The sequence below is a fragment of the Nostoc sp. genome (assembly GCF_036916655.1).
Classification (GTDB): Bacteria; Cyanobacteriota; Cyanobacteriia; order Cyanobacteriales; family Nostocaceae; genus Nostoc.
The window spans coordinates 35,600-59,807 of the sequence record NZ_JBALFY010000065.1 but is presented as its reverse complement, the minus strand read 5'-3'; the positions used below and the strand labels follow the sequence as shown (position 1 = coordinate 59,807).

General features: G+C 41.6%; 21 protein-coding genes and 1 pseudogene. 6 read left to right on the top strand and 16 right to left on the bottom strand.

Features of this window, described 5'->3' with window-relative positions:
- Window positions 1–319 precede the first annotated feature (319 nt).
- The 6 genes and pseudogenes from V7L31_RS17120 to V7L31_RS17095 form a co-directional block, all read right to left on the bottom strand.
- Entirely contained in the window at window positions 320–1,555 is a 1,236-nt protein-coding gene (locus tag V7L31_RS17120) for an LL-diaminopimelate aminotransferase (protein WP_334697348.1), read from the bottom strand.
- Window positions 1,556–2,000: 445 nt separating this feature from the next.
- Entirely contained in the window at window positions 2,001–3,356 is a 1,356-nt protein-coding gene (locus V7L31_RS17115) for an NAD(P)/FAD-dependent oxidoreductase (protein WP_334697347.1), read from the bottom strand.
- Between the two features lie 235 nt (window positions 3,357–3,591).
- The gene (locus V7L31_RS17110) at window positions 3,592–4,518 is read right to left on the bottom strand and encodes a DUF4349 domain-containing protein (RefSeq protein ID WP_334697346.1); all 927 of its coding nucleotides are present in this window, start codon (window positions 4,516–4,518) and stop codon (window positions 3,592–3,594) included.
- Between the two features lie 370 nt (window positions 4,519–4,888).
- Window positions 4,889–5,302: pseudogene (locus tag V7L31_RS17105) on the bottom strand (transposase); the annotation flags it as partial.
- A 318-nt stretch (window positions 5,303–5,620) separates the two neighbouring features.
- A complete protein-coding gene (locus tag V7L31_RS17100; protein ID WP_334697345.1) occupies window positions 5,621–6,907 on the bottom strand; it encodes an aliphatic sulfonate ABC transporter substrate-binding protein in 1,287 nt (428 codons plus the stop codon).
- Window positions 6,908–7,028: 121 nt separating this feature from the next.
- Window positions 7,029–7,913 (bottom strand): TauD/TfdA dioxygenase family protein, encoded by an 885-nt coding sequence (locus tag V7L31_RS17095; RefSeq protein ID WP_334697344.1) that lies wholly within the window; start codon window positions 7,911–7,913, stop codon window positions 7,029–7,031.
- 376 nt (window positions 7,914–8,289) lie between these two features.
- Here V7L31_RS17095 and dapB point away from each other — a divergent pair, with 376 nt between their 5' ends.
- The gene (gene dapB, locus V7L31_RS17090) at window positions 8,290–9,126 is read left to right on the top strand and encodes a 4-hydroxy-tetrahydrodipicolinate reductase (RefSeq protein WP_334697343.1); all 837 of its coding nucleotides are present in this window, start codon (window positions 8,290–8,292) and stop codon (window positions 9,124–9,126) included.
- A gap of 17 nt (window positions 9,127–9,143) precedes the next feature.
- Window positions 9,144–9,830, top strand: coding sequence for a phosphate ABC transporter permease (locus V7L31_RS17085; protein ID WP_334697342.1), 687 nt, complete (start codon window positions 9,144–9,146; stop codon window positions 9,828–9,830).
- 101 nt (window positions 9,831–9,931) lie between these two features.
- On the opposite strand, the gene V7L31_RS17080 is transcribed toward V7L31_RS17085, so the two are convergent.
- The 3 genes from V7L31_RS17080 to V7L31_RS17070 all read right to left on the bottom strand — a co-directional run bounded on the left by V7L31_RS17080 (window position 9,932) and on the right by V7L31_RS17070 (window position 13,016).
- Window positions 9,932–11,284, bottom strand: a complete 1,353-nt coding sequence (locus tag V7L31_RS17080; RefSeq protein WP_334697341.1) for a right-handed parallel beta-helix repeat-containing protein — start codon at window positions 11,282–11,284, stop codon at window positions 9,932–9,934.
- Between the two features lie 267 nt (window positions 11,285–11,551).
- Entirely contained in the window at window positions 11,552–12,181 is a 630-nt protein-coding gene (locus tag V7L31_RS17075) for a precorrin-8X methylmutase (RefSeq protein WP_334697340.1), read from the bottom strand.
- A 97-nt stretch (window positions 12,182–12,278) separates the two neighbouring features.
- Window positions 12,279–13,016, bottom strand: a complete 738-nt coding sequence (locus V7L31_RS17070) for a TPM domain-containing protein (RefSeq protein WP_334697339.1) — start codon at window positions 13,014–13,016, stop codon at window positions 12,279–12,281.
- On the opposite strand from V7L31_RS17070, the gene V7L31_RS17065 reads away from it, so the two are divergent.
- The 3 genes from V7L31_RS17065 to V7L31_RS17055 all read left to right on the top strand — a co-directional run bounded on the left by V7L31_RS17065 (window position 13,015) and on the right by V7L31_RS17055 (window position 14,227).
- Window positions 13,015–13,137 (top strand): hypothetical protein, encoded by a 123-nt coding sequence (locus V7L31_RS17065; protein ID WP_334697338.1) that lies wholly within the window; start codon window positions 13,015–13,017, stop codon window positions 13,135–13,137. The two genes, V7L31_RS17070 and V7L31_RS17065, sit on opposite strands and share 2 nt — an antisense overlap.
- Before the next feature lie 308 nt (window positions 13,138–13,445).
- Window positions 13,446–13,784: a DUF2281 domain-containing protein gene (locus V7L31_RS17060; RefSeq protein ID WP_334697337.1), complete on the top strand. Its 339-nt coding sequence runs from the start codon at window positions 13,446–13,448 to the stop codon at window positions 13,782–13,784.
- Window positions 13,784–14,227 (top strand): PIN domain-containing protein, encoded by a 444-nt coding sequence (locus tag V7L31_RS17055; protein WP_334697336.1) that lies wholly within the window; start codon window positions 13,784–13,786, stop codon window positions 14,225–14,227. The genes V7L31_RS17060 and V7L31_RS17055 overlap by 1 nt, the downstream gene beginning before the upstream one ends.
- 82 nt (window positions 14,228–14,309) lie before the next feature.
- Here the strand turns inward: V7L31_RS17055 and V7L31_RS17050 are convergent, their stop codons facing one another.
- The 3 genes from V7L31_RS17050 to V7L31_RS17040 all read right to left on the bottom strand — a co-directional run bounded on the left by V7L31_RS17050 (window position 14,310) and on the right by V7L31_RS17040 (window position 15,911).
- On the bottom strand, window positions 14,310–14,849 hold the full coding sequence (locus V7L31_RS17050) for a DUF948 domain-containing protein (RefSeq protein WP_334697335.1): 540 nt from the start codon (window positions 14,847–14,849) through the stop codon (window positions 14,310–14,312).
- 11 nt (window positions 14,850–14,860) lie between these two features.
- Window positions 14,861–15,211, bottom strand: coding sequence for a YtxH domain-containing protein (locus V7L31_RS17045; protein WP_179063835.1), 351 nt, complete (start codon window positions 15,209–15,211; stop codon window positions 14,861–14,863).
- A 364-nt stretch (window positions 15,212–15,575) separates the two neighbouring features.
- Window positions 15,576–15,911 (bottom strand): hypothetical protein, encoded by a 336-nt coding sequence (locus V7L31_RS17040; protein ID WP_334697334.1) that lies wholly within the window; start codon window positions 15,909–15,911, stop codon window positions 15,576–15,578.
- An 838-nt stretch (window positions 15,912–16,749) separates the two neighbouring features.
- Here V7L31_RS17040 and V7L31_RS17035 point away from each other — a divergent pair.
- Window positions 16,750–17,742 carry a metal ABC transporter solute-binding protein, Zn/Mn family gene (locus tag V7L31_RS17035; protein WP_442944439.1) on the top strand — a complete coding sequence of 331 codons (993 nt, stop codon included), beginning with the start codon at window positions 16,750–16,752 and terminating at the stop codon, window positions 17,740–17,742.
- Window positions 17,743–18,015: 273 nt separating this feature from the next.
- On the opposite strand, the gene V7L31_RS17030 is transcribed toward V7L31_RS17035, so the two are convergent.
- From V7L31_RS17030 to V7L31_RS17015, 4 genes are all read right to left on the bottom strand, one after another.
- Window positions 18,016–18,543 carry a GrpB family protein gene (locus V7L31_RS17030; protein ID WP_334697332.1) on the bottom strand — a complete coding sequence of 176 codons (528 nt, stop codon included), beginning with the start codon at window positions 18,541–18,543 and terminating at the stop codon, window positions 18,016–18,018.
- A 111-nt stretch (window positions 18,544–18,654) separates the two neighbouring features.
- The gene (locus tag V7L31_RS17025; RefSeq protein ID WP_334697382.1) at window positions 18,655–19,152 is read right to left on the bottom strand and encodes a DUF427 domain-containing protein; all 498 of its coding nucleotides are present in this window, start codon (window positions 19,150–19,152) and stop codon (window positions 18,655–18,657) included.
- Between the two features lie 146 nt (window positions 19,153–19,298).
- The gene (locus V7L31_RS17020) at window positions 19,299–20,882 is read right to left on the bottom strand and encodes an HlyD family efflux transporter periplasmic adaptor subunit (RefSeq protein ID WP_334697331.1); all 1,584 of its coding nucleotides are present in this window, start codon (window positions 20,880–20,882) and stop codon (window positions 19,299–19,301) included.
- An 87-nt stretch (window positions 20,883–20,969) separates the two neighbouring features.
- The gene (locus V7L31_RS17015; RefSeq protein WP_334697330.1) at window positions 20,970–23,972 is read right to left on the bottom strand and encodes a peptidase domain-containing ABC transporter; all 3,003 of its coding nucleotides are present in this window, start codon (window positions 23,970–23,972) and stop codon (window positions 20,970–20,972) included.
- Window positions 23,973–24,208 lie beyond the last annotated feature (236 nt).

Genomic DNA, 24,208 nt, shown 5'->3' with positions numbered 1-24,208 from the left:
GCAGGGATAATCTTAGTAATAGCTATATCCTCGAAATTAGGACTGGTATTAGATTTTATATATTTCCCCTCTTTCAGTAAATAAATAGAAAGGTTTCCCAGCTAACATCAGGAATTGTCACCGTGCTACCAGGTGCTAACTGCATCTGGCTAACAGCTTTGAAAACGAGGATAGCAGCAGTCATGTCGCTTCTCTACGAGACGCCAAGGGCGAACGCTCCAATTCAAAATTCAAAATTCAAAATCTATCAGGTTACGGTGGGCTGTATATCTACCGTAACCTTTAGATTAATAGATTGAGTTTAACAAAAGCGATCGCTCTACACCTTAAACTTCTCGGTAATCCGCTTCATCGCCTCTTCGACATTCTCCCGACTGTTAAACGCTGAAATGCGGAAGTAACCCTCACCCGCAGCACCAAAGCCAGAACCAGGTGTCCCCACAACGTTGACAGTTTGCAGCAGCTTATCAAAGAATTCCCAACTGGATAAACCATTAGGCGTTTTTACCCAAACGTAAGGTGCATTCACGCCACCATAAACTGATAATCCGGCAGATGTGAGTTTCTCGCGGATAATTTTGGCGTTTTCGAGATAGAAACTCACCAATCCTTTGATTTGCGCTTGTCCTTCCTCGGAGTAAACCGCTTCGGCTCCTCGTTGGATGATGTAAGAAACACCGTTGAATTTGGTAGACTGGCGGCGATTCCAGAGTTTCCACAGTTCGACATCGGAACCATCGGCGGCTTTTGCTGTGAGTGTTTTCGGTACTACAGTTAACGCGCAACGGGTTCCTGTAAAACCTGCGTTCTTGGAAAAAGAACGAAATTCGATCGCAACTTCTCTTGCACCTTCAATTTCATAAATTGAGTGGGGAATCGACGGATCGGTAATGTAAGCTTCGTAGGCTGCATCAAAGAAAATAATTGAGTTATTAGCTTTGGCATAGTCTACCCATGTTTTGAGATATTCTTTAGTAGCAGTTGCGCCAGTGGGGTTATTGGGAAAGCAGAGATAAATTAAATCGACTTTCTTTGCGGGAATCTCGGCGGTGAAGTTGTTATCAGCCGTAATTGGTAGATAAACTAAACCCTCAAATTCGCCTTTATCGTTGGCATCTCCAGTATTTCCCACCATAACGTTAGTGTCTACATACACGGGATAAACTGGGTCAGTCACGGCAATTATATTGTCATGACCAAAGATTTCCAGAATGTTGCCCGTGTCGCACTTGGAACCATCGGAAATAAAGATTTCTGAAGCATCTATATCGGCTCCCCGTGCTTGGAAATCTTGAGTAGCAATTTTCTCCCGCAACCATGCGTAGCCTTGCTCTGGCCCGTAGCCTTTGAAAGTATTGCGATCGCCCATTTCTTCCACAGCCTTTACCATCGCTGTGCGGCAAGCCTCCGGTAGAGGTTCGGTAACATCGCCAATGCCCAAGCGGATGATTTTAGCATCACTGTTCGCTTCTGCAAAGACATTCACCCGCCGAGCAATTTCTGGAAACAGATAACCCGCTTTCAGTTTCAGGTAGTTGTCGTTAATAGTTGCCATTATCTAGATTATGAAAAACGCCCTCAAATAGCTTACTGCTAATTTATGAGGGCGGGGAGTGGGGAGTGGGGAAGAGGCAGGGGGCAAGGGGGAGAACATTGGTGTCAACTTAACGTGAAACCGCTCGTCCGCCGGAAATTGAAATTCCCGTCTCATAGCTAAAGTCATCTGAAGATGACTAAATACAGCAGTTTTCTTTTGTATGAGGTACAAAGTCACTGGTTTTGAGGCAGGAGGCAGAAGAATAATTTGATTTGTGAATTCTTGGTTCTGTACCTCATTTAGTTGCAAACTGCTGTATTGCCAAAAATCTCCAGTCTACTTCAGTAGACTTAAGCTATTAGCCCGAAAATTTATTTCCGGGCGGGCATGGAAGCCAACAGATAAGCTATTCCCAGCTTAAGTTGACACCTATGGGGGAAAATAACTAATGACTAATGACTAATTAAACATTTAGCGGCTGTTTATTCTCGGCTGAATAACTGTTGCGATCGCTAATTACAAACTCCGTAATTGATTCTTTTCCTGTAATTAATCTTGCTCCGCGATTACGGGTAAAATAATTCCAAGCCCACTGAATCATTACTACTAATTTGTTGTTAAATTCAATTAAGAAGTAGATGTGAATCACCAGCCAAAACAGCCATGCAAAGAAACCTTTCAGCTTGATAAAGCCCAAATCTACGACAGCAGAATTGTGCCCAATCATCGCTAAACTACCATGATCTGTATAAGCAAAGGGTGGCAAAGTTTTACCTGCAAGCCTTTGTTGGACTAATGTTGCGACATATTCACCTTCTTGCTTGGCTACAGGTGCAACACCGGGTAGGGGTTTACCATTTTGATGAGAAAAGTTTGCTAAGTCGCCAACTACAAAAATATTGGGATGTCCCTTAATACTCAAGTCAGGTTCAACGATAATCCGTCCAGCGCGATCGCACTCTGCACCTGTGCGTTCTGCTAGCACTTTGCCCATTGCCGAAGCTTTCACACCTGCTGCCCATAATACCGTTTTTGAGGCAATTTCTTTAACTTCATCGCCTTGTTTGAGGGTAACAGTATCATTTTCAATATTTGTTACCAGTGTTTTTGTCTGCACAACCACACCCAACCGCGTCAAGGATGCTTCCGCTTCTTGTGATAACTCTGGTGCAAAGGGTGGCAGAATCCGATCTAAACCTTCTAATAGTAAAATCTTGGCTTCTGAGGTGTCGATGTTGCGGAAATCTTCTTTGAGGGTTTGATTTGCCAATTCTGCGATCGCACCAGCTAACTCTACACCTGTTGGGCCACCACCCACAATGACAAAAGTTAACCAAGCACGGCGTTTTTCGGGATCGGTTTCATTTTCTGCGGCTTCAAAGGCCGAAAAAATCCGGCTACGCATTTCTATGGCATCTTCTACAGTTTTCAAGCCTGGGGCGAATTCTTCCCAGTTATCTTTGCCAAAGTAGGAATGCTTTGCACCTGTGGCGACAATTAACGTATCGTAAGCTATTGCTTCGTCGCCCACAGTGACTTGTTTGGCTTCTGGATCGATATTATTCACCTCTCCCAGCAGCACTTTCGTATTCTTGCTCTTGCTGAGGACAGAACGCAACGGTGAGGAGATATCAGCAGGAGATAGCGCACCTGTGGCGACTTGATATAAAAGGGGTTGAAATAGATGAAAGTTACGTTTATCGATTAGGGTAACTTTGACTGCCGCCTTGGCGAGTGTTTTTGCTGCATAAAGTCCACCAAAACCACCGCCAACAATAACTACTTGATGGGGTGGATTATTGTCAAGTGAATTTACCATAAGAAATATTATCCAGTATGCCGACTATTGTAACTATTCTTAACAAATTTGTATCAAAAATGTCACCATATATTTTGTATTGCTCTTTACATTTGAAAAAGTATTAAAGTGATCAAGGCTACAGGATAAACAAAATTTTTCAAGCGAAAGGTACAGACAATAAGAGTTTGGAATATTCCAATCTCTCTTTATCTGTGTAGATTTATCAAAGGCAGATGTAGAATTTATGCAAGTGTTAGTCAGAAGTAGTTGACTGTGGTGTTTGTGTCAAACGTGGTGAATGAGTTCGCCGCCAACGCCTAAAGCCATAGATAAGAGCAACAAAAATTAACAAATAGGGACTGTAAACAATTAACCAAATGCCCAGCTTGAGTAAGCCAACAGAAAATGCACTCAAAGAATGGGTAGAGTTGTTCCAAGTTTCCTGAACTTGCAAACCTAAAGCAGGTTGGGGACTGGTGCTAGAAACTGCTGCTTCTAAGTTCAGCGTAATGGTGGAATAAGCAACTTGATTTTTGAGGTTTTTCAGTTGGGCATCAATTTGTTCTATAGTTTGGCGGACATTACTCAGTTCTTGGGAAACACTAAGCACATCTCTCACAGAACCAGCCCGATCCATAATTTTTTGCAAATTAGCTTCAGTCTTTTGCAAATTGGTTAATCTGGCTTGGAAATCTACGAGGCGATCGCCCACATCTTCGGCAGTGATATTACGGCTTTCGACAGTGCCCAATTTAGCTAGTTTTTCTAAGGTAGGTTCCAGCAGATTCTCTGGTATCCGCAATTGTATGGTTGCTGTGTGACGCGGGTTGTCACTTTTGGGTTGTTGTTGTCTCAACCCGATTAAATCCCCTTGCTGTTCATTAATAATTTGCGAAACAGCATCAACAGTCTTATCTACAGAGTTGACAGTCAAAGAGATTGCTGCCTTTTTGATGAGTTGGGGACGAGAACGAACTATTGATGAAGCTTCCGCCTTTTGAGAAATACTGCTTTCACCAGCCGGTGCAGATGCTCGATTTGCCATCCCATCGGCGGCCATTTTAGGTAAAGCCGAACTTGTTGAGCGTTCAGAAGAGGCGCAACTGGTAAAAATCACTCCTCCCAATAACGCACTTAAAAATAAAGCAGATGTGCGCGGTAATTTAGTCGAAGTGTACATAATCTACCCCCAGATGGATGAAGTTAACCCCAGTATTACTGAAGAAAAACTCAAAGCCTGTATTGTTGCGATTTATGTAACAGGGTTAGTCATTTTTATTTACAGAGCTTGATGAGATATCTCAAAAAGATTATTAGCAAGTCATTTGACGATTATTTCAAAAAATATCTGTAACAAGTCTGTTTGCCAGTAGGGTCGTAAAATTTGAGTAGTAGCGATTGCCAATTTACGAGGTTACAGCGTGGGTAGAAGCGGGATGAATACGTCCTAAAGAAGTAAGCGTGGCAAAAATTTTGGCTAATAAAATAGGCTCAGGGATTTCTGGAAGCATTTTTAACATTTCATGGACATATCGAAAGCCGCGATAATAGACTTTTTCGATTGTCGCAGTACTATTTGTTTGAGTATCTTTCTTGATTACCTGTTCTATCTGAATCGGAAACGACTGCCTTTGTTCAACGCTCACTAATGATAGTACAAAGAAAGATAATCCTGATATCGGTTTACTGGCTAGGCAAGAATTGAACCTATCTAATCCATAAGTCTGTTTACCTTATTTGCTGATTACAACTTCATCTCCTGCCAGCAAATATACTTCATTCTTTCGCCACAAATGTTTACGAAAAAAAGCCAGAACAACGTCGCCCAAGGTATTACTGTCCCAAGAATCAAGGGCATTGTTCGATAACTACCACCAACCCCTGCCCAACGAGATATTCAAGGGCATGGTGACTCGACCGCTCATTGCTAACATTGCCAGAATTATCTGGTTCATTCGGCGCATCGTCGTAGCGTTGATCTGCGGTAGCAAGCATTGCAAGAGTGATTAAATGACGATCATGGGCTGTTTGTAGGTTTTGAGTTGTCGTCGTGAGAGACAATAACTCTACTACGACAGCCCTATCTCTTCAAAGTTTGCGATCGCATCCAAGCTGGGAAATTTATACGAAGACAATAACTCTATTGCATCATCCCTCTCTTTTCATCCTCTTATTTTGGCTAAGTTATTGTGCTACATCAGCCAGTTGTACATTCTTTGCATTCGATGGGTAGAACAGATAGTAAACTGGCAATGCTTTGTAGCAAGCTTTTCTCTCAAAGTTCACACTTTATTTCTAACGGCATCTGGTACAATCGCTGCATACTCTTGGGTAGTTAGAATTGCCCCTCGAACATCAACCGGTTTCGGTACTACTTTCAGTTGATATAGAAGATCCGCAACCTTCTGTTGAGCGTTAATCACTTCTTCAGTAATTGGCTTCATATCATATTTTCTTCTCGCCAGTGTTAACTCCATAGTATCCACATCAGTCTTGACCTTCGGTGCGAGAATTTCGGCAGCAGCCCGCCTGTTTTTATTTGCCCACTGCCCAACCTCGTAGTACTCTGACAAAATTGCTTTCAAAAGTTCAACATTCTTAGTTGCAAAATCCCGTGAAGCTAGGTAATAACTTCCTGGCGTCTTAATTCCTTGTGCGTCTCGTAAGACTCGGATACTGCCTTCTCGTTGCAGCTTGATCAGATTAGGATCGCCTTCGACAAAGGCATCAACTGTCTTGTTCAAAAACGCTGCTCGTCCATCTGCAACAGGCAAATTCACTGATTCAACATCACTGATTTTCAGCCCTACCTCTTCCAAAGCTTTCACTACAAAAAAGGTCTGAGCCGTCCCTCTAGAATAAGCAACTTTTTTACCTTTAAGACTTGCCAATGTCTGAAAAGGAGAATCCTTTAGCACAATAATTGCTGAACCTTCTCCAGTACCAGGCGGGATGTTAACTACATAAATCAGATTAGTACCAGCGGCCTGAGCAAAAATAGGTGGCGTTTCACCTGCCGGGCCCAGGTCAATACTACCCACATTTAAGGCTTCCAAGAGTGGCGGCCCAGAAACAAACTGAGACCAAGTAACACCTATTCCTTGAGGAGCCAACCGTTTTTCGATTGTACCTTTTTCGTGGGTCAGATCCCCGGAAACTTGGTAGCCAAGTCGAATCAGCTTGGTAGCGGCTTTATTATTAGTGTTAGTGACATTAGTACTCAAGGTTGTGCTGCTGTTATTTTCACTACCTTTGTTTGTTCCGCAACTGACTAAGGTAGTAAAAGACACTAACCCATAGAAAGCGTAAAGTAAGTCACGTCTGGATATCGAGTACTTTCCAATTTGCGGTCTGACCATGATTTTCCTCCTCATCTTGACGTTAACTCGTCCCCCGGCTTGAAGCCGCAGGGAAATCGAATTCCAAATAAAAAAATATTCAACTAACTCTTGTGAGGTGGGCAAGATGCCCGCCCAGTCCATAGGGTGGGCATCTTGCCCACCCCACAATATTGGATAATTTATTTCTTGGAGTTCCCTTAGCACCAATGACTGATGACTAATAGACATCTCCAGAAATTAAAGATGCGTTACTCAGAACTCTTGTAGAGACGTAGCACTGCTACGTCTCTACATTTTTTTTCACCAGATGTCTAATGACTAAAATTCACAACCCTTAGCTAGCTGAACTTTAGAAAGGACGACTTCCTCGAATGCTGACCCGCTTCAAAATCCGGGTTGCATTAGCATCAAATTCTGGACGGTAGTGAGCTGTTGCCTGATTATCCCAATAAAGCAAATCGCCTTTACTCCAGTCATGTTGATAAACATAGTGGGGTTGCTTAATGTGTTCCCGTAACCGCTCGATTAGCTTTGCCCCTTCCACTGGGTCGTAATCAACAATGTCCACCTCTCCAGCTGCATTTAGGAAAAGAACTTTCTTCCCAGTATCAGGGTGAGTACGAACTAGCGGATGGGTAGCTAAACGTTCACCAGGTTCAGCAGGACGACCGGCTGCGTAAATAGGCCCAGAGTATTCATCCTTATACAGCTTTGAAAAAGAACTAAAATGACGCACCTGTAAACCAGCGATTTGCTCTTTAGTAGCATCATCTAGTTCTTCATAAGCCTGAATCAAATTCACCCAATAGGTATCGGGGCCATTTTCAGGCAGTTCTACACCATATAAAAAGGAACCACTAGATGGTGCAGGCAACCAATCATGATCGATGTGGGGTAAAAGTTCACGATAGTTAGGTGCAAGATTGACCGAACTTTCTTCGGCGGCGGCATTTGCAAGGGTAAGTACAAGGGGCGGCAGGTACGGCTCGGTTTCTCTTTTACGGATATAGGCAGGTTGCTGGAGAATGTCGCCAAAGTAATTCGCAAACGCTAATAATTGGTCGTCAGTCAATTGTTGATTTTTAAAGATCAGGACGTGGTAATCGCGCCATGCCTGCTTGAGTTGCAGGATCGCTTCTGGTTGCGCCGCAACGCTGGCATCAATACCAGTAACAACTGCTCCTAGAGGGGCTTTGGTGGGCGTAATCTGAATTTGTGTTGCAGTTAGTGTCATAAAAGTTTTCTTTGTCTACTTACTTAGCGCACACATACTACGGTAAATCGATAGAGTAAAAGTAGTATTTGCACATAATACAGATTGTGTGAAGAATTAATCAAGTGAGACGCATAAGTTTACATATCTATTTCTACTTCTGTGCGGTTGGCTGAACCTTGAAAGCGCAATTTTTCATTCAAGGTCATTTGCTCTTGAATGCATCAAAGTTTATGTCACGTTTTTGCTGGAGATAATCACGAGCGATCGCTCTGCTACGACGATTATTAATACTTTTTTTCCGCAATTGTTGCAATATGTACCACTGAGAAGCTAGCTACTAGATCGCGAAAGTCTTTACAATTCCCTTGTTGACTCAAAAAGTATTTCTCGACCTATGACGAATCAAGCTCCTATCCCGGTTATTGTCAACGGTGCTGCTGGTAAAATGGGCCGTGAGGTAATTAAGGCAGTGGCGCAAGCGGCTGACTTAAACCTAGTGGGTGCAATTGACCACAGTTTGGAACATCAAGATAAAGATGCTGGGGAGTTGGCGGGTTTAAGTGAACCTCTGGAAGTGCCGATTACCAATCAATTAGAACCGATGTTAGGGTATGTGGCTGGTGACAGACAGTCTCCTCCAGGGGTGATTGTAGACTTTACCCATCCCGATTCAGTTTATGACAATATTCGCAGTGCGATCGCTTACGGTATTCGTCCTGTAGTTGGCACCACTGGCTTAAGCCCAAAACAAATTCAAGACTTGGCAGATTTTGCCGACAAAGCTAGCACTGGTTGTCTAATTATTCCTAATTTTTCCATTGGGATGGTACTGTTGCAACAAGCTGCGATCGCAGCCTCAAAATATTTTGACCATGTAGAAATTATCGAACTACATCACAACCAAAAAGCTGATGCTCCCAGTGGTACTGCCATTCAAACAGCGCAGTTATTAGGAGAATTGGGTAAAACTTTTAACCCTGCTATTGTAGAAGAAACGGAGAAATTAGCAGGAGCGAGGGGCAGTATCGCAGAAGAAGGGATTAGAATTCATAGCGTCCGCTTGCCAGGATTGATTGCCCACCAGGAAGTGATTTTTGGCGCAGCCGGACAGATTTATACTTTACGACATGATACGAGCGATCGCGCTTGTTATATGCCAGGAGTGCTACTAGCGATTCGCAAAGTCTTAGCGCTAAAGTCGTTAGTATATGGATTAGAAAAGATACTTTAAACACACTCTCAGCGCTCATGTTAGTACCACTGACTCGCCAGAAATTTGAACAAGTTGTCCCCCTAATTGCCACTGGTTTGCAGTACAAGTACTACTGGGGGAAATTCTCAAATTTTTTGCAACGGCTGTTAATTTCTGTAGTTTCCGTAGTTGTTATTTTGCTTGTAACAGTCGTTTTCAAGCTTGAGTTTGCTTCAATAGTATTTGTGCTAGGGGTAGTTAGCGCTTTTTTTTGGTTGTGGTATCCAGTGTTTCAAGCAAGTATGCGGAATTTGCAATGCCGCCGTTATAAGTACGGCGGTTTTTTCCGTGGTCGAGTCCTAGATTGGTGGATTACAGACCAGTTAGTAGGTAAACAAGAAACAGTCAACAACAAAGGCGAATTGGTGATTGTAGAAAATCGGGAAAAACAGATAAATTTAGAGATTGGTGATGACACAGGATTTACCATTGAATTTGTCGCACCATTACGTCCTGCTCACAAAATTATTACTCGTGGTCAAATTGCAGAAATGGTAGTGATGTCAAATCGCTCAGATTTGAGCAGTATTGATGAATTTAGCGATATATACTTTCCTAATCGTGACCTATGGGTTAGCGATTATCCTTATCTGCGGCGGGATTTCTTTAACGAAGTTGGTCGCCGCTTGCGTGAAGACCAACAACAAAAACCGCGTCGGCGGCGTCGTAGAGTAGAAGATTGAATAAATCGCCGTCAAGACAAAAGACTGATTATTGTAGAGACGGCGATTCATCGCGTCTCTTCCCTTAACCGAACAGTATTGTTGTACCTCTTGCCTTCTTCCTAACGAGAACATCCAACTTTAATGAGTTTCCCTTGCAAACGATAATTTACCGTTCCACAAACAAAGCCTGCCGATTTAGGTTCTACATAAGACCGCGTTGGCGGATTTTGTTTATCTAGTCGCGATTTCCAAACCCTAGATATTTTGTCTAGAGTAGGATACTTCCTTAAAAACTGTGAGTCTGCAACAATATCGTGAGACCCTTTAACAGTTACTTTAGAACTATTGATGTAAATATTATAATCATAAATAACATTTTGATTTTTAGTGTTGATATTAATATCCTTCCCAGGAAAAGCATAGAGAATGTTATTTAAAATTCTGACATCAGATGAAGTATGAGCAAATATTTGCCCACCTTTAATTTCTGGACTCTGATTATTTAAAACCGCTGTATTGTTTACAATATCAACATGCTCGCTTAAAAACGCATGAATACCCGATCCACCATTGTTAAATGCAAGATTATTTTTAACTAAGGTACGTCCTTTATATGCACTTAATTTGGAGTCGTTGTCATTTCTTGTACTATCGATAATAATGCCATTACCGTCTGTAATCTTTCCAACTGCAATCCAAGGGATGTACATACGATTGTTATAAGTCTTATTGTTGGTAACAAACATCTTGTATCCCCGGTTGTTGTCAAAATTCCAATTGCTCAACATCGAGATGCCACTGCAACCATAGACGCTATACCAGGCATTATTGAACACCACATTATTATCTATCGTCACATAATCCGATTGAATCGCTGAAATACCTGCTCCTCCACAGTCATGTACTTTGTTGTTTAGAATACGAATATGATGAACATGACCACTTGTTCGTCCATCCGCATTTATACAGTTTCCACTTGTCAGCGGGTTTAATTTGTTAGTTTTCTCACTCATTGCATAATCAAGGGTTATGTTGGCATTGTTTCCTATGACCTCCAACCCATTGATCTCGATATATGAAGCTCCACTTGAAATTAGGATAGCATTCCAGGCATTATGCCGAATTTTTGGTAAATGCCCAGGATATGCTTTATATTTAATCCAAGCATTTGCAGTTCCAGAACGTTTAATACTTATTACACTCCCAGCTTTGGGTGAATTTGTGTATATTCCGTTCATAATCAAGACTGTATCGCCAGGGTTGGTGAGGTCTGCGGCTTTTTGAATTGTCCTAAAGGCTGATGAAGTAGAGAGTCCGCTATTTTTGTCGTTTCCACTACCACTAACATAGTATGTTTTCGGTGTTGAATTAGTGCTGATTAGCTGGCGACTAGATAAGCTCATTTCCTGGTTAGGAGATACCTGACGGACGGTTTCAACTAAAGATGCTTTTATCCTTTCTGCGTTAGCCAAAAGAATTAATCCTACAGGAATTGCCAGATATGCGCTTAAACTGAAACCTCGAATTCCCACAATAAAAGGCTCCTTTCTTAGCACTATTTAATAAAAATATCAGGATATCCAGTCATTTTGAATACTCTTTTGGATACAAAATAGAATAAAGTCAACTTTCCTAGTACAACACGGCATAAATAAACCACCTATTCCAAATCAATGAAACGCTTACGCTGTATTCATTTTTAATTTTTAATTTTTAATTTTTAATTCCGCCTTGCGGTACTAGCTCCCTCGATTTCCATCTTGTCCATAGGCTTGCCAAGCCAAGTCTACCAATCCATCAACGATCGCAGCTGCTACAACTGCATTCCCTTTGCGACTGTCAATTGTAATATGAGGTACTAGAGAGTCTTGTAAGCGCTCCTTAGCTTCATCAACATTTGCAAATCCCACTGGAGTCGCAATTATTAAAGCAGGTCTAATGTCCTCGGATTCAATTAAATCCACCAGTGCTGTCAATGCCGTTTGCGCTTGACCCACCACAAAAATACCCTCTGGATAACGCTTTGCTAAAGTTTCTATTCCCCATGCAGCGCGAGTTTTTTCTTTTTGGGGACGCGTTAGAGCTTCCATACTGCAATACAGCGGATTAGCAAAGGTGTTTTGAATATCGTAGGCAATACCTACTTGTACCATCGGTACATCGACCACAATCGTAGTACGTGCGGCTAGTGCTGCTGCTCCAGCTTGCAAGGCACGCTCAGAGAAACGAATCAAAGACTTATACTCAAAGTCAGCCGTGGCATAGATTACCCGACGCACAATCTCATACTCTGCGGGAGAAAAGACATGAGTGCCAATTTCACTATCAATGATTGCTAAACTTTGAGCATCAGTTACGTGCCATTCCATTTTTGTTGAGCTTCTCAAATATTAGCTTTCAGCTTATCAGCTTCAGAGAGTTAAGAGTTAGGAGTTATAAGTTAATTAAAAACTCCTAACTACTCACTCATAACTCATTACCAGAAGAAGACCGACTGAAAATAGGAGATAGGTAGGCAACCAAGACGCCAATGAGAAACCCGGAGATATTGCGAGTTAGAGGTACCCAGTCGCTTGTACGTGTCACCACTGGCCCAATGCCAAAGGCAATAAACAAGATTCCCCACAAAGGTGAGAAAATTAAAGCCCATTGCCAAGCAAAAACTTGGCCTTTATCGCGGGGTTGAGCTGCAAATCCACAAATCACTCCACCAATCACTGAGCTAATCAAGGTAAGAATCCACTGCTCTCGTGGCAGTCCGGGGACAACATTGCAACCCCCCTTAAGTAAACAGCCTTTAACTGATTCTAAGGCTTGCACAATGGCTTGGTCTTCGCCTTGTTCGCGGACAAAGTACAAATTACCGAAGCGGGTTTGCAATTCTATCCAGAAAGTCCGGGGTAAAAGTTCATAAACAGCATCGCCGACACTAAAGCTGAGAATGTTACCGCCACGAGAATCCGCAACTAGTAGAATGCTTTTGTCATCCAAACCCCAATATTTGATAACTGCCCTACCTGGGGTGCGGTCATACTGGGTCAACACTCGCAGTTTCCAACCCGTATCGGCTTCAAACTGCTCTAAATCTTTAACCAGCTTTTCTTCTTGCAGCACAGGCAGAGATTTAGCTAAGTCTACAACTGGGGTAAAGGTGTCAGGAAGTAACTCAGGATTGTCATAAGCCAATGCTGGGGGAGAATGCATGACCCAAATCGACCCAGCCAGAAAAAATATTGCAATGGATATCAGAATTCGTCGCCAAAAACAAGATTGCATGGACGTTTTTATACAAATATTAACGGTAAAAGCGAACAAGTTGTTTTAAAAGAGTACTAGAAAAATGATAGTTCTTTACACTTGTTTACTTTACTCTAATCTAAGGGATCAAAGCAAAAGGTTTTTAAGGAGTGGAGAGTAGACTTATTGACATACAAGGATAAAGCGCATTTTGTCAATCGGTTAAAATACTCAAAATATTCCTATGGCTAGGGAAAAGGGAGGAAGCTATAGATACTAGACTCATTCACCTCTTTTTGATTATTATCGTCAAAGTTTTTAACAACTCAAAATTCACTAAGCTATAGCGGATTTCCCCATACAATAAATAAAAGGGGAATGAGTTATGGGTGAGAGATGACTAACAAAGAATTATTAATCCAAGAAATAGAAACTTTACCGCCGGAGTTGCTAACAGAAGCACTCGATTTGATCCGTTCTATTAAAGTTAAATATACACAAAAGGTTAAATATACACAAAAAGAGTTAGAACCAGATACGCTTGAATTAATGCCTTTAAGGGATTCTACAGAAACTTCTACTGATAAAGAGCAACTTACATACCGTCCGGCTTCTGGACGCTCCATCCTTCGACACGTTGGCACTTGGGAAGGTGACGACTTTGAAGAATGCCTTCAAGCAGTATATGCTACTCGTGGTCAAGCTAAATTTGATGACGAAAACCTATTTGAATAATGTATTTACTTGATACAAATCATTGTAGTGCCATTATTTTAGGCGAACCAAATGTTATCCGTCGCGTGAAAGAAGTTGGAGAAAATAACATTACCACTTGCGTAATTGTGCAGGGTGAATTGACATTCATGATGGAAAAATCTCAACGCAAGGAAAATAATCTGGCTCGCTTGACAGAATTTTTAGAAGATATTCGCACATACCATATAACTGAAGAAACAGCAACAGTTTACGGTCAAATTAAGGCAGCTTTATTCAATCAGTTTGCACCCAAAGATAAAAACAAGCGGCGAAAAACTAAAATTGTTGAGTTGGGTTTTGATGAAAATGACATTTGGATAGCTGCTATTGCACTGCAAAATAATTTAACTGTTGTTTCCAGTGATAGTGACTTTTTGCGAATTCAACAGGTGAGAAGGTTTTCGCTGTCATCTTGGGTTTGATTTGTAGCATAGAGTAATAGCTGCATAATTACCTTTACACTGCAACAAGAAAGATAAACAATGCTCTACACCCTTTTTCTACTCAATCTTCGTCATCAAAATTGTTTTCCCAGCTAGCAGCCTCGTTATAACCGTCATTAACGCGGTATACCTCTGCTTTGCTCCGACGATTCTCTTGCCTCAGCACTTCTCGTTCTCGCAACGTTAGAGGTGGTTTTTCGTTGCTTGGCAAGCGATCGCCTGTTCGTCTTGCAGGTTTTTGGCGCGTGAAATTTCTCCACGCAGCTTTCACGCCAACAATAATAGTACGTGTACCTACTTGCAGATTTTGAGCCTGAATTCTTGCACTATCAAGACTTTGGTCAACTTGTTTGACAACTTGACTAGCACTTTTTACACCTTCACTGACATCATCAGTTAAGTCAGTGATTTCTAAGCCAGTCACGCGGATAGCTTCTAGAGTGGGTGGTAACTCCCGTGATAGAGTATCAAATAGCTTTTCTGCACTACGAGCCGCACGTGCTAACTCCTGCAAAGCCGGTATTGCCGCCACTAAAACCGCAGTCAAGCTTGTGGCGACTAAAAGTAAGGAGAGTCCCAACCAAAACAGGGGTTCAATCACGATTGTGTCATTTATGAGCGTTCTAATTGCTGGGGAAGCGAATCTGAGTCTTCAGCAAATGTTTGTCGCTTCAAGACTTGGTTTTCCTGCTGACTGGCATCTACACCGGCTGCGATCGCTTCCCGTAATCTATCTAAAGTCTCATCCCAATTTCGTAGGGCGCTAGCAGAGAGACGATCTGCCTGGATTTGCACACTCGTTGATAAATCTTCTGCCAATTCTGGGATAGCGTTAGCAGATTTTTTCAAAATTTTCCGCGTTTCGCGCCCTGTGCGTGGAGCTACCAGCAAACCAGTCAAAGCACCGATGGTAGCTCCCAGCATCAAACCGCCAATAAATACTCCAGAACGGTTGTTAGACATCTTATTGTTTCTCTCCTTACACCTATTTTAGGTGGGTTTTCTCCCCTTGTAAGACTCCACCGATTTTATTCAGTTAATCTATCGTGACAAAATATCAGCCATAAATGTTGCTTTTATTCATTAATTAATATAAAAAGCATTAATTACTTATAATTCTAAATTCTTCATGTCTCCCAAAGTTTTAATACCTCCGGTAAGCCTTCTGGCGGGCGTCTCTTTGTATAAACACATCCCTCGTAGTTCTGTACCCATCTCCATTAGGAGATGCTGCATCAAGGGCGGTAGCCCCCGCACCCTCAACAAGCAAGCTAGACGATCTCCATGTCAGCCCTAATTATAAATGTTCATGTGAACTTGACATAACTCATTTTGCAACTGTTCTTTTCCCAGATATTAACTCTAGCTTCGGAAAATAACGCTGCCAGATTTGCCGTCCTAGCAAAAGCAGACTGATAATTTGCCGCACTTGTTGAATTTGTATTTGTAGCGCTTGATTTCTCTGCCGTAAGTTATAAATATTCTGCTGGCTGAGATAAATATTTTCGGGTGCTTTGTTCAGTGCTGCATGGGTACAACTTTCATAGGCGGTTAACCTATCTGCGATGTATGCTAGCTGCTGCTTTAGTTGACACACTCGCCAAGCCACATAGAGTAGTATCGCCGAAATTAGGGTGTTAACTAGGATAACTAAAATTATCATTGTTGATCTTCACCAATATTAGCTTTGAGGAATTGTTCTATATACTTGATTTGGCTCTGATTTAATGATGAAGAAACTAGAGGATAAAAATTATGGCACAAAATACAACCTAGATTATAGTAATAAAGTATTGCAAGGCTTTACTAGGTGAAAATTAGTGTAACAAAGGCTGATGGCTAAAAACTCGCCAATTTGCCAATTTTGTAACAACGATATATCCACACATCGCCAAACCACAGCTACAATTGCCTTAGATTCACGACTCGGTTTGCGAAATCAACCCGTATGCTCAATAAGCCCCATCATGACTACATTCCACACCTGAAGCTAATAATCCTAGTCAATTTGCGACCTTTGTGGTAAACAAGCACAATGGCATAGTCCCTTCAAAAGGCGGTGAGAGAACTACACCCTTGGAGGCTCCCCAGCATCACCTTTATTATTGTGCTTCTACCTCTACCAGTTTTCTAGCTTGTCGCGTGAAGTTAACTAATATTCTGCCTCTAAAAACCTCACTAGTGGTCTGTCTCATTAATTTTGTAGGGCTGCTAGATCCCGGACTCCTTCAAGAAGTCGGATATCTGAACACCACTAACCTCTCAAAACTTTTGGGACAGACTATTAATGGTTCATCAACCAGAAAGTGCCGGGTGTGGACTGGGGAAAGTGGGAAAAGGAAGAGTCTATATAATTCCTCTTCCCTTAGCCTTATACCTTTTTATCAGCCAAGGGCTTCTGCATTTTACCTTAGCTTTAACCTGAAGACTTTTCCCTAGTATTTCACTAAATACTTGAATAATGATGATTATTTTTCTCACACATCCAGTAGGAGTTGAGGATGTTAAAAAAAGCACCAATGAATAATTTTTTTCCAGCTATTCTTGTTGCATTGACAATTGGATTTGTTGGATGTGGAAATCAAGCTGCAAGAACTGCATTTACTCAGACGACCACCCAGGTAAATGAGAACCTCCCCCAAGTTGTAGCAACTACAAGTGTATTGTGTGACTTAACCCGACAGGTTGCTGGGAATACAGTTAACCTCACCTGCTTAATTTCTCCTACTGCCGACCCGCAATTTTATAAACCAAAACCGGAAGATCGTAAAGCCATTGAGCGAGCTAATCTTATTCTTTATACTGGTTACAATTTTGAACCAAATCTGATCAAGTTAATTAAAGCTACTAAAAACTCTGCACCGAAAATAGCTGTCGGTCAACTGGCAGTGCCTAAGCCACAAAAATTTCAGATAGGTGATAAGAGTGTAACTGATCCTCATCTTTGGCACAATACCAAAAATACTATCAGAATGGTGGAGGTAATTAATACTAATCTGAGAAAATTAGAATCTAATGATGCAGAAGCTTATACCAGCAATACTAAAAAAATCACGAATGAACTCACTCAACTAGATAGCTGGATTAAGTCAAGAATTGCCAGTATTCCTACCAAAGAACGCAAGTTAGTTACAACCTCTGATGCACTGAGTTCTTACGCCAAAGCATACGGTCTTTCATTGGCAGGCGGATTGCAAGGTATTAATATTAACGAAAAACTGACAGCCGAACGAGTCAAAAATTTGGCTATTTACATTAAGCGGGCTAAAGTATCAACAATTTTTGCTGAGGTGGAAATTAATCCTAATTTGATTCAATCTGTAGCCACAGAAGCCGATGTAAAAATTTCTAAAAGGAAGCTTTATGCTGAGGGACTTGGCGAACCAGGAAGCGACGGTGATACCTATCAGAGAATGATGATTGCCAATACACGCACAATTGTGGAAGGACTTGGAGGTACGTATTTGATGTTTGAAGCGAAACCTGCTAGATAGCCATAACATCAATTTAGTAATCCTAAATATAGCAGATCCCATTCATATAAGGTATAAGATTATATTGCAAGGTGTAGGGGCAATTCATGTAGACGCATTCGCGGAGCGTCTCGTAGAGAAGCGGCTTTCCGTAGGGTATTGCCCCTACAGGTGTACCTTACGCTTGTCGGGAAACGCTATACCAGATTTTCTAAAATTGCAGAAAACTTGGTTTATTAATTTATTCTTTTGAAGACATAATTGGTGTAGGGAAGATGGGTAAAAGGGATTGTGTTATTGAGATTTATCAGGTGTCCACCATACCAATGCTTTACTTTGTATCTCTTTGATGAACTCATCTTTCCCATTCATATATCCGATGATATCGTTAGGATACTGCTTTGCTAACTCACGTTTTAATTCACTATATTTCTGTGCATCTTTGGGATGTACATTCATGTAATCTCGAAATGCTAAGTGTCGTTTTACTTCCGATGATTTAGCCGTGAAGATGTGGATATGATGCGTCCTTGTACCTATAATATTATTCTTACGAAAGAAGCGGCGACCTGGTATGCCAAACTCACCCATTACTTCATAATCTAACGCTTCCATACCCAAACTACAATCATCTAATTTGGCAATATTTTCAACTTCAACCAGCAAATCAATAATGGGTTTCGCGTAGATATGTGGAATTGCTGTGCTACCAATATGGTGAATAGCAACTACGTTTTCACCTAGTATAAGCGCAACACGCTTTGATTCATGGTCAAATTTGCTGTGCCATGTCGAATCATGCGGCACTACTTCTATTTTCATCAGGATTTAGCAAAAATTTTTTTAACGTGGAGACGTAAGATGTGTAAGACATCACACATCACTTCACTTACTATTGAATCCAAAATCCAAAATCTAAAATCTAAAATTGACTCACCATCCCCAAGTACCAGGAGTGCCTTTAAATGGCCCAACAATATCACTGGTTATCCAACCACCGTAGAAGTTACCTGGTTGTGGTTGTACCTCTTCGCCATTCACGTAACATTTATCCATGACATGAGCGTAAAAAGCTACATAGTCCTTCATAGATTCAAAAGCTGGTGTGGGGTTTTGGTAAAACCAAGCAGCATTATGGACTTCTTTTTCATCAACTCGGATTGTATAGTAATTAGCGCTTCCCTTCCACTCACAAAAACTAGATTGCGGAGTCAGATGTAGATATTCCATTTTGATATCCGCAGGGGGAATGTAGTAAGAAGGAGGATGACTAGTTTCTAAAACACGTTTGGCATCGTGAGTATCTGCAATTACTACTCCGTTAAAGATTATTTGGATATGTTTATTTGTGTCCTCCAGACGAGGAGGACGGGGGTAATCCCAAACTGATTCTTGTCCGGGAGCAGGTTCGATGCGTTGAGAATTAACCATCATTAAGTGTGCTGAGTGCTGTTAGCGGCAGTGCGGGTTTAGCCCGTGCTGAGTATTGAGTGAGGAAAAGTACATAGATACTAAGTAACAAGTGAAGCAGCAACTCTCCTTGTGGAGTCACTGCGGTCTTTTAACTCAACACTACTTTATCGTACCTCTTTAAGAGCATCAACTTGCTTGGTAAATAACTCAGTGAATAAACTAAGCACAGTCCGTTCTTCGCGCACTTTTATATTGGCACTGATGGACATACCTGATTGCAAGGTGACGTTTTTACCCTTAATTACTAAAGATTGCTTATCTAATGAGAGTTTTGCCGGAAATCTGTAAAATTGATGGGTTTGGTCTGGTGGTAATGCGTCTGAACCTATGCCAATCACTTCTCCTTTGATATCGCCAAACTCGCTGTAAGGAAAGGAGTCAATTCTGACATCTACCTTCATACCTTTTCGCACAAACCCAATATCTTTGTTAGTGATGAAAACTTCAGCTATATAGCTTTCATTGGGGACAATTTGCAGTAATTTTGTAGTCGGAGTTGCTACAAATCCAGGGTTTTTTGCTTGTAAATCAAAAACTGTTCCAGCTACAGGCGCGCGGAGTTCTTGATATTTAACGTTTAATTGGGATTGAGATATTTTACTATTGACATCAGCCAAACGCTGCTCATTATCCAGCAAAACTTTCATGAATTGGCTATCGATTGTAGCAATACGCTGTTTGTTATCAGCTATTTTATCCAAAATATTTTTATCAGAAACAGCCACCGTATTGCTTGCTTCTTGTTGTCCTTTTTCTATATCAAATTGGAGGCGTTTTATTTCTTCACCTAGTTGGGCTACTTCCGCCGTGCGGTTTTGTACTTCTTGTTGCTGGTTGAGATACTGAAGTTGAGAAATACCACCTTCTTCTGCTAATATTTTCAGCTTCTCTAAAATTCCCTGTTGAATAGCTAAACTTGCTTTACTATCTTCTAGTTTAATTTGGTTTTGAGTAAGTTGCTTTCGGGTTTTTTCTACTTCAAATAGTGCCGCAGAGGAACGAGAGTCTAATTCCTTTTTGGCAACTCGTAGAAGTTGTTGTTCATCAATTCCTAATCCAGAATCTTGACCAGAGTTTTTTAATTGAGTCCGAAATAATTCATTTTCTGCTACTAAGGCTGCTCGGCTTTTTAACAGAAAAGCAGTTTCTTGTGGCAAATTGCCGCGCAAATAGAAGAGTTCAGAACCGGTAGCGGTACTTGCACTCATCAATCGGCGATAAATCTGGTTTTCTTTAATTAATGCAAGGCGAATTTTCTTCAAAGAATTCAATTCGGCTACAGAAGCGATAGAATCAAAAGTTAGCAACAAATCTCCTGGCTTAACATCTTGTCCATCTTTAACATTAACTGTTTTCACCACGCCACTAACAGGAGCCTGAACTTCTTTGACTGTTCCTTGCGGCTTTAATTGTCCTGTTGCCGGCACTACTTGCTCAATTTTGGCAAAATAAGTCCAAGCAATTCCAAAACAGGCTAGTCCTATGAGTGTAGCCATGATTGTACGCGACCAAATTGGAGATTGGCGCAAGACAATAGATTGTTCAAATTCTTGATTGTTTGAGTTATTGAAAGACTCTTGAGCAGCTTTTTGTTGTTTTGTAAGTAGGCTGGAATCTTGCTTCACTCCGTTTTTTTGATTGCCGTTTTTGTGATTGCCGTTGAGGTGATTCCCATTAAGTTGAGTCATAACAATTTTGGATTTTGGATTTTGACTTTTTTGTAGAGTGGGCAATGTTTCCCGATGCCAAAAACCTTTGCCCCCAAAAATGACTAATTACAAGTTTACATCTTGTTGCTGATACAGGTAATAATAATGACCCTTAGTAGCCATTAATTCTTGATGGCTGCCTTGCTCTATAACTCTGCTGTTATCCATCACAACAATCATGTCTGCGTTACTGACGGTATTCAGCCGGTGGGTAATAAAAAATACTGTATCACCCTTGAATGCTTTGGCTAAGTTGAGACAGATTTGCCGTTCTGTGGGATAATCTAATGCACTGGTTGCTTCGTCTAAAACTAATAGTTTTGGTCTTTGTAAAACTGAACGAGCGATCGCAATTCTTTGTCGTTGTCCACCAGAAAGTGCAGAACCGCGTTCTCCCACCCGCGTGTTATACCCGTTGGGTAAGTTCATGATAAACTCGTGGGCACACGCAACCTGAGCCGCTTCGATAATTTCTTCGGTTGTGGCATCGGGATTAGTTAAAGCAATATTTTCCTGAACGCTGCCGTCAAACAATAATGTCTCTTGAGGAACTACGCCTATTTGTCGTCGCAGTGAATAAAGTTCCACTTTGGCAATATCATAACCATCAATCAAAATTCTGCCGGACTCAGTATCGTAAAGTCTCAGCAGTAATTTCATCATCGTACTTTTACCAGAACCGCTTTGTCCGACAATGCCGATAAATTTCCCTGGCTCAAATTCGAGGTTGACATTAGAAAGTTGTAGAGGGCCACTTGTACCAAAACGGAAGGAAACATTTTCGTATTTCACTGCTCCTTTAATAGTAGGTAAGGGTATATTGTAGCGGTCTGTTTCTCCTTCTTGTGGTGTATCGACAATATCGCTTAAACGTTCTAGAGACAAGGCGGTTTCTTGGAAGCTTTGCCAAAGTTGAGCTAGACGTAATATTGGGCTGGTAACGTAACCCGATATAATCCTAAAAGCAATTAATTCGCCTAATGTTAATTCTTGTTGCAGTACTAAATAAGCTCCTACCCACAAAACTAGTAAACTGCTGAGTTTGTTGAGAAAGTTGCTGGTAGAATTGGCAAGGGTAGAAGTCACAACTGTTTTAAAACCAGCGGCAACAAATCGGGCATAACGCTCTTGCCAAGAAAAGCGCGATCGCAATTCGATATTTTGCGCCTTTACTGTTTGAATTCCTGACATCACCTCCACTAAATAAGATTGAGTTTCGGCGTTGCGTTCGGCTTTGGCCCGTAACTGTCTGCTAATGGTGGGAGAAGCAACTAAGGTAATTACAATAAACACCGGAATTGTGCTTAAGCCAACTAAGGTGAGTTGCCAGCTGTAAATCAGCATTACACCGATATAGACCACTGAAAACAGAGCATCTAACCCCACTGTTAAGGCAGTACCCGTGAGGAATTGGCGGATATTTTCTAGTTCGTTGATACGAGTAGAAAGTTCACCCACCGGTCGGCGTTCAAAATAGCGCAGCGGTAGACGTAGTAAGTGGTCAATAATTTGTGACCCTAAACCCATATCGATCCGGTTAGTGGTATCGACAAATAAGTAGGTTCGTAAGGTAGTCAACACTGCTTCAAATAGCCCGACTACTAATAGTAAAACCCCCAAAATATGTAGTGTGCCAATACTATTTTGAGTGATAACTTTGTCAATAATTAACTGAACAACTAGAGGATTTGCCAACGCTGCCAATTGCACGAAAAAGGAAGCAATAAAGACTTCGATCAGGACTCGACGGTGTTTTGACAAATAGGGCAGAAACCACCGTAAACTAAAACGTTCTTGGGGTGTTTCTTTGGTAGCACTGAGTAGTAATACCCTAACCTGGGGCGGAAAGTTGGTTGGATCAACCTCTAATTGTTCAACCAGTTGAGCGGGTTTGCAGCGCACAATTCTTTGAGATGGCACACCCACAACCACGGTATTGGCATCAGCCGCATATAAGACGGCAAAACTATCACCATAGCGAATCAGCGCAGGTGTCGGAATGCGCGTTATAGAAGCGACTGGCAGCTCTATTAACTGGGCTTTCAGTCCAATTGACTCTGCCAGGTAAGCAGTAACTTGAAACGATATAGTCCCCTGGCGTTTGACTTGCTCAGTTAAGATGCGGCGAACCACCTCTCGCCGAAACGGCATTTCTAGGTGCTTCGCGATCATTTGGAAGCAGGCGAAGGCTGAATTTAGTTCTCCTTTACCGCCAAAAAATGGGTATTTTTGGTTTGGCGAATTCTTTGAATTTTGGGGGGCTGGCTGTGGAACTATTTCGTCTGATGCGTAGGGGATATCTAATTTCTCTGGGCTATCTGATGTGGTGTCACTAACCACAAGTTCTATCTGATGACTCTCTTCTAAAAGCAAATCTGAAGGATGTATACCAACCAACCGCGCGGGGTTTTGACCTATGACTTGGATATTATCTCGATCGTCGTCTGATTCTAGGCGATCGCCAGGTGACAAATCTGTGATTGTACCACCGCCACTGACAAACCAAATGCTTTCGCTATCGAGTTGGTTGAATGGAGTTTTTCCTGAAGGAAGGTAATGTATTTTTGCCTTTGGTAAGGCTTTTTCTGCCAGTTCTCTGAGATTTAAGGTAGCGATCGCTTGCTTTTGCCAATAGGAACCGATAATATCGAAAACTTCGGCCAAATAACTGCGGTTCTTACGAGCTTCGGCAAAGGCTGGGTATGAAGCCAGAAAGCTCAAATATGCTGATGCACTCAAGGTTAAACATACTACTTCGGTAGAAGCGATCGCTGTTTCACAAGGGACATCGCGCAACAAACCAATTTCGCCAATAATTTCCCCTGGTTGCAGTAATTTCAGGGTGATTGGCATTTGCGTCTGGGGGTCGTATCCCAATAGCCGCACTTGTCCCTCATAAATGATGGTGATGCGTTCTGGGAGACTTTCTTTACCGATGATTTTCTGACCTATGCGATAGCGCCAGGCTTGTAGTTGTTCTGATAAATTAGCGATCGCTCCATCTGGTAAGCGATCAAACCCTTCTAGGGTGGTGAGAAATTCGGGAAAAGTACTCTTAATATAAGTCATATCAAACAAATCGAAGGTAAAAGTGAAGAAGAAGGCTGAGAATATTACCCAGTATCTCTTTTATTAACAGTGGCAGTATTTGATTTTATGCCAGCAACAATAAGACTTCTGTGGCATTTAGGTTGCCTAATTTTGTCAAATTGCAGAGGTTAATTTTGTCTAATTTCATACCTGTGTTCCCTTAATAGGGTTCCTACTGTTATCTATTGTTCAAAACCAAAGATAGTCTAAATAGA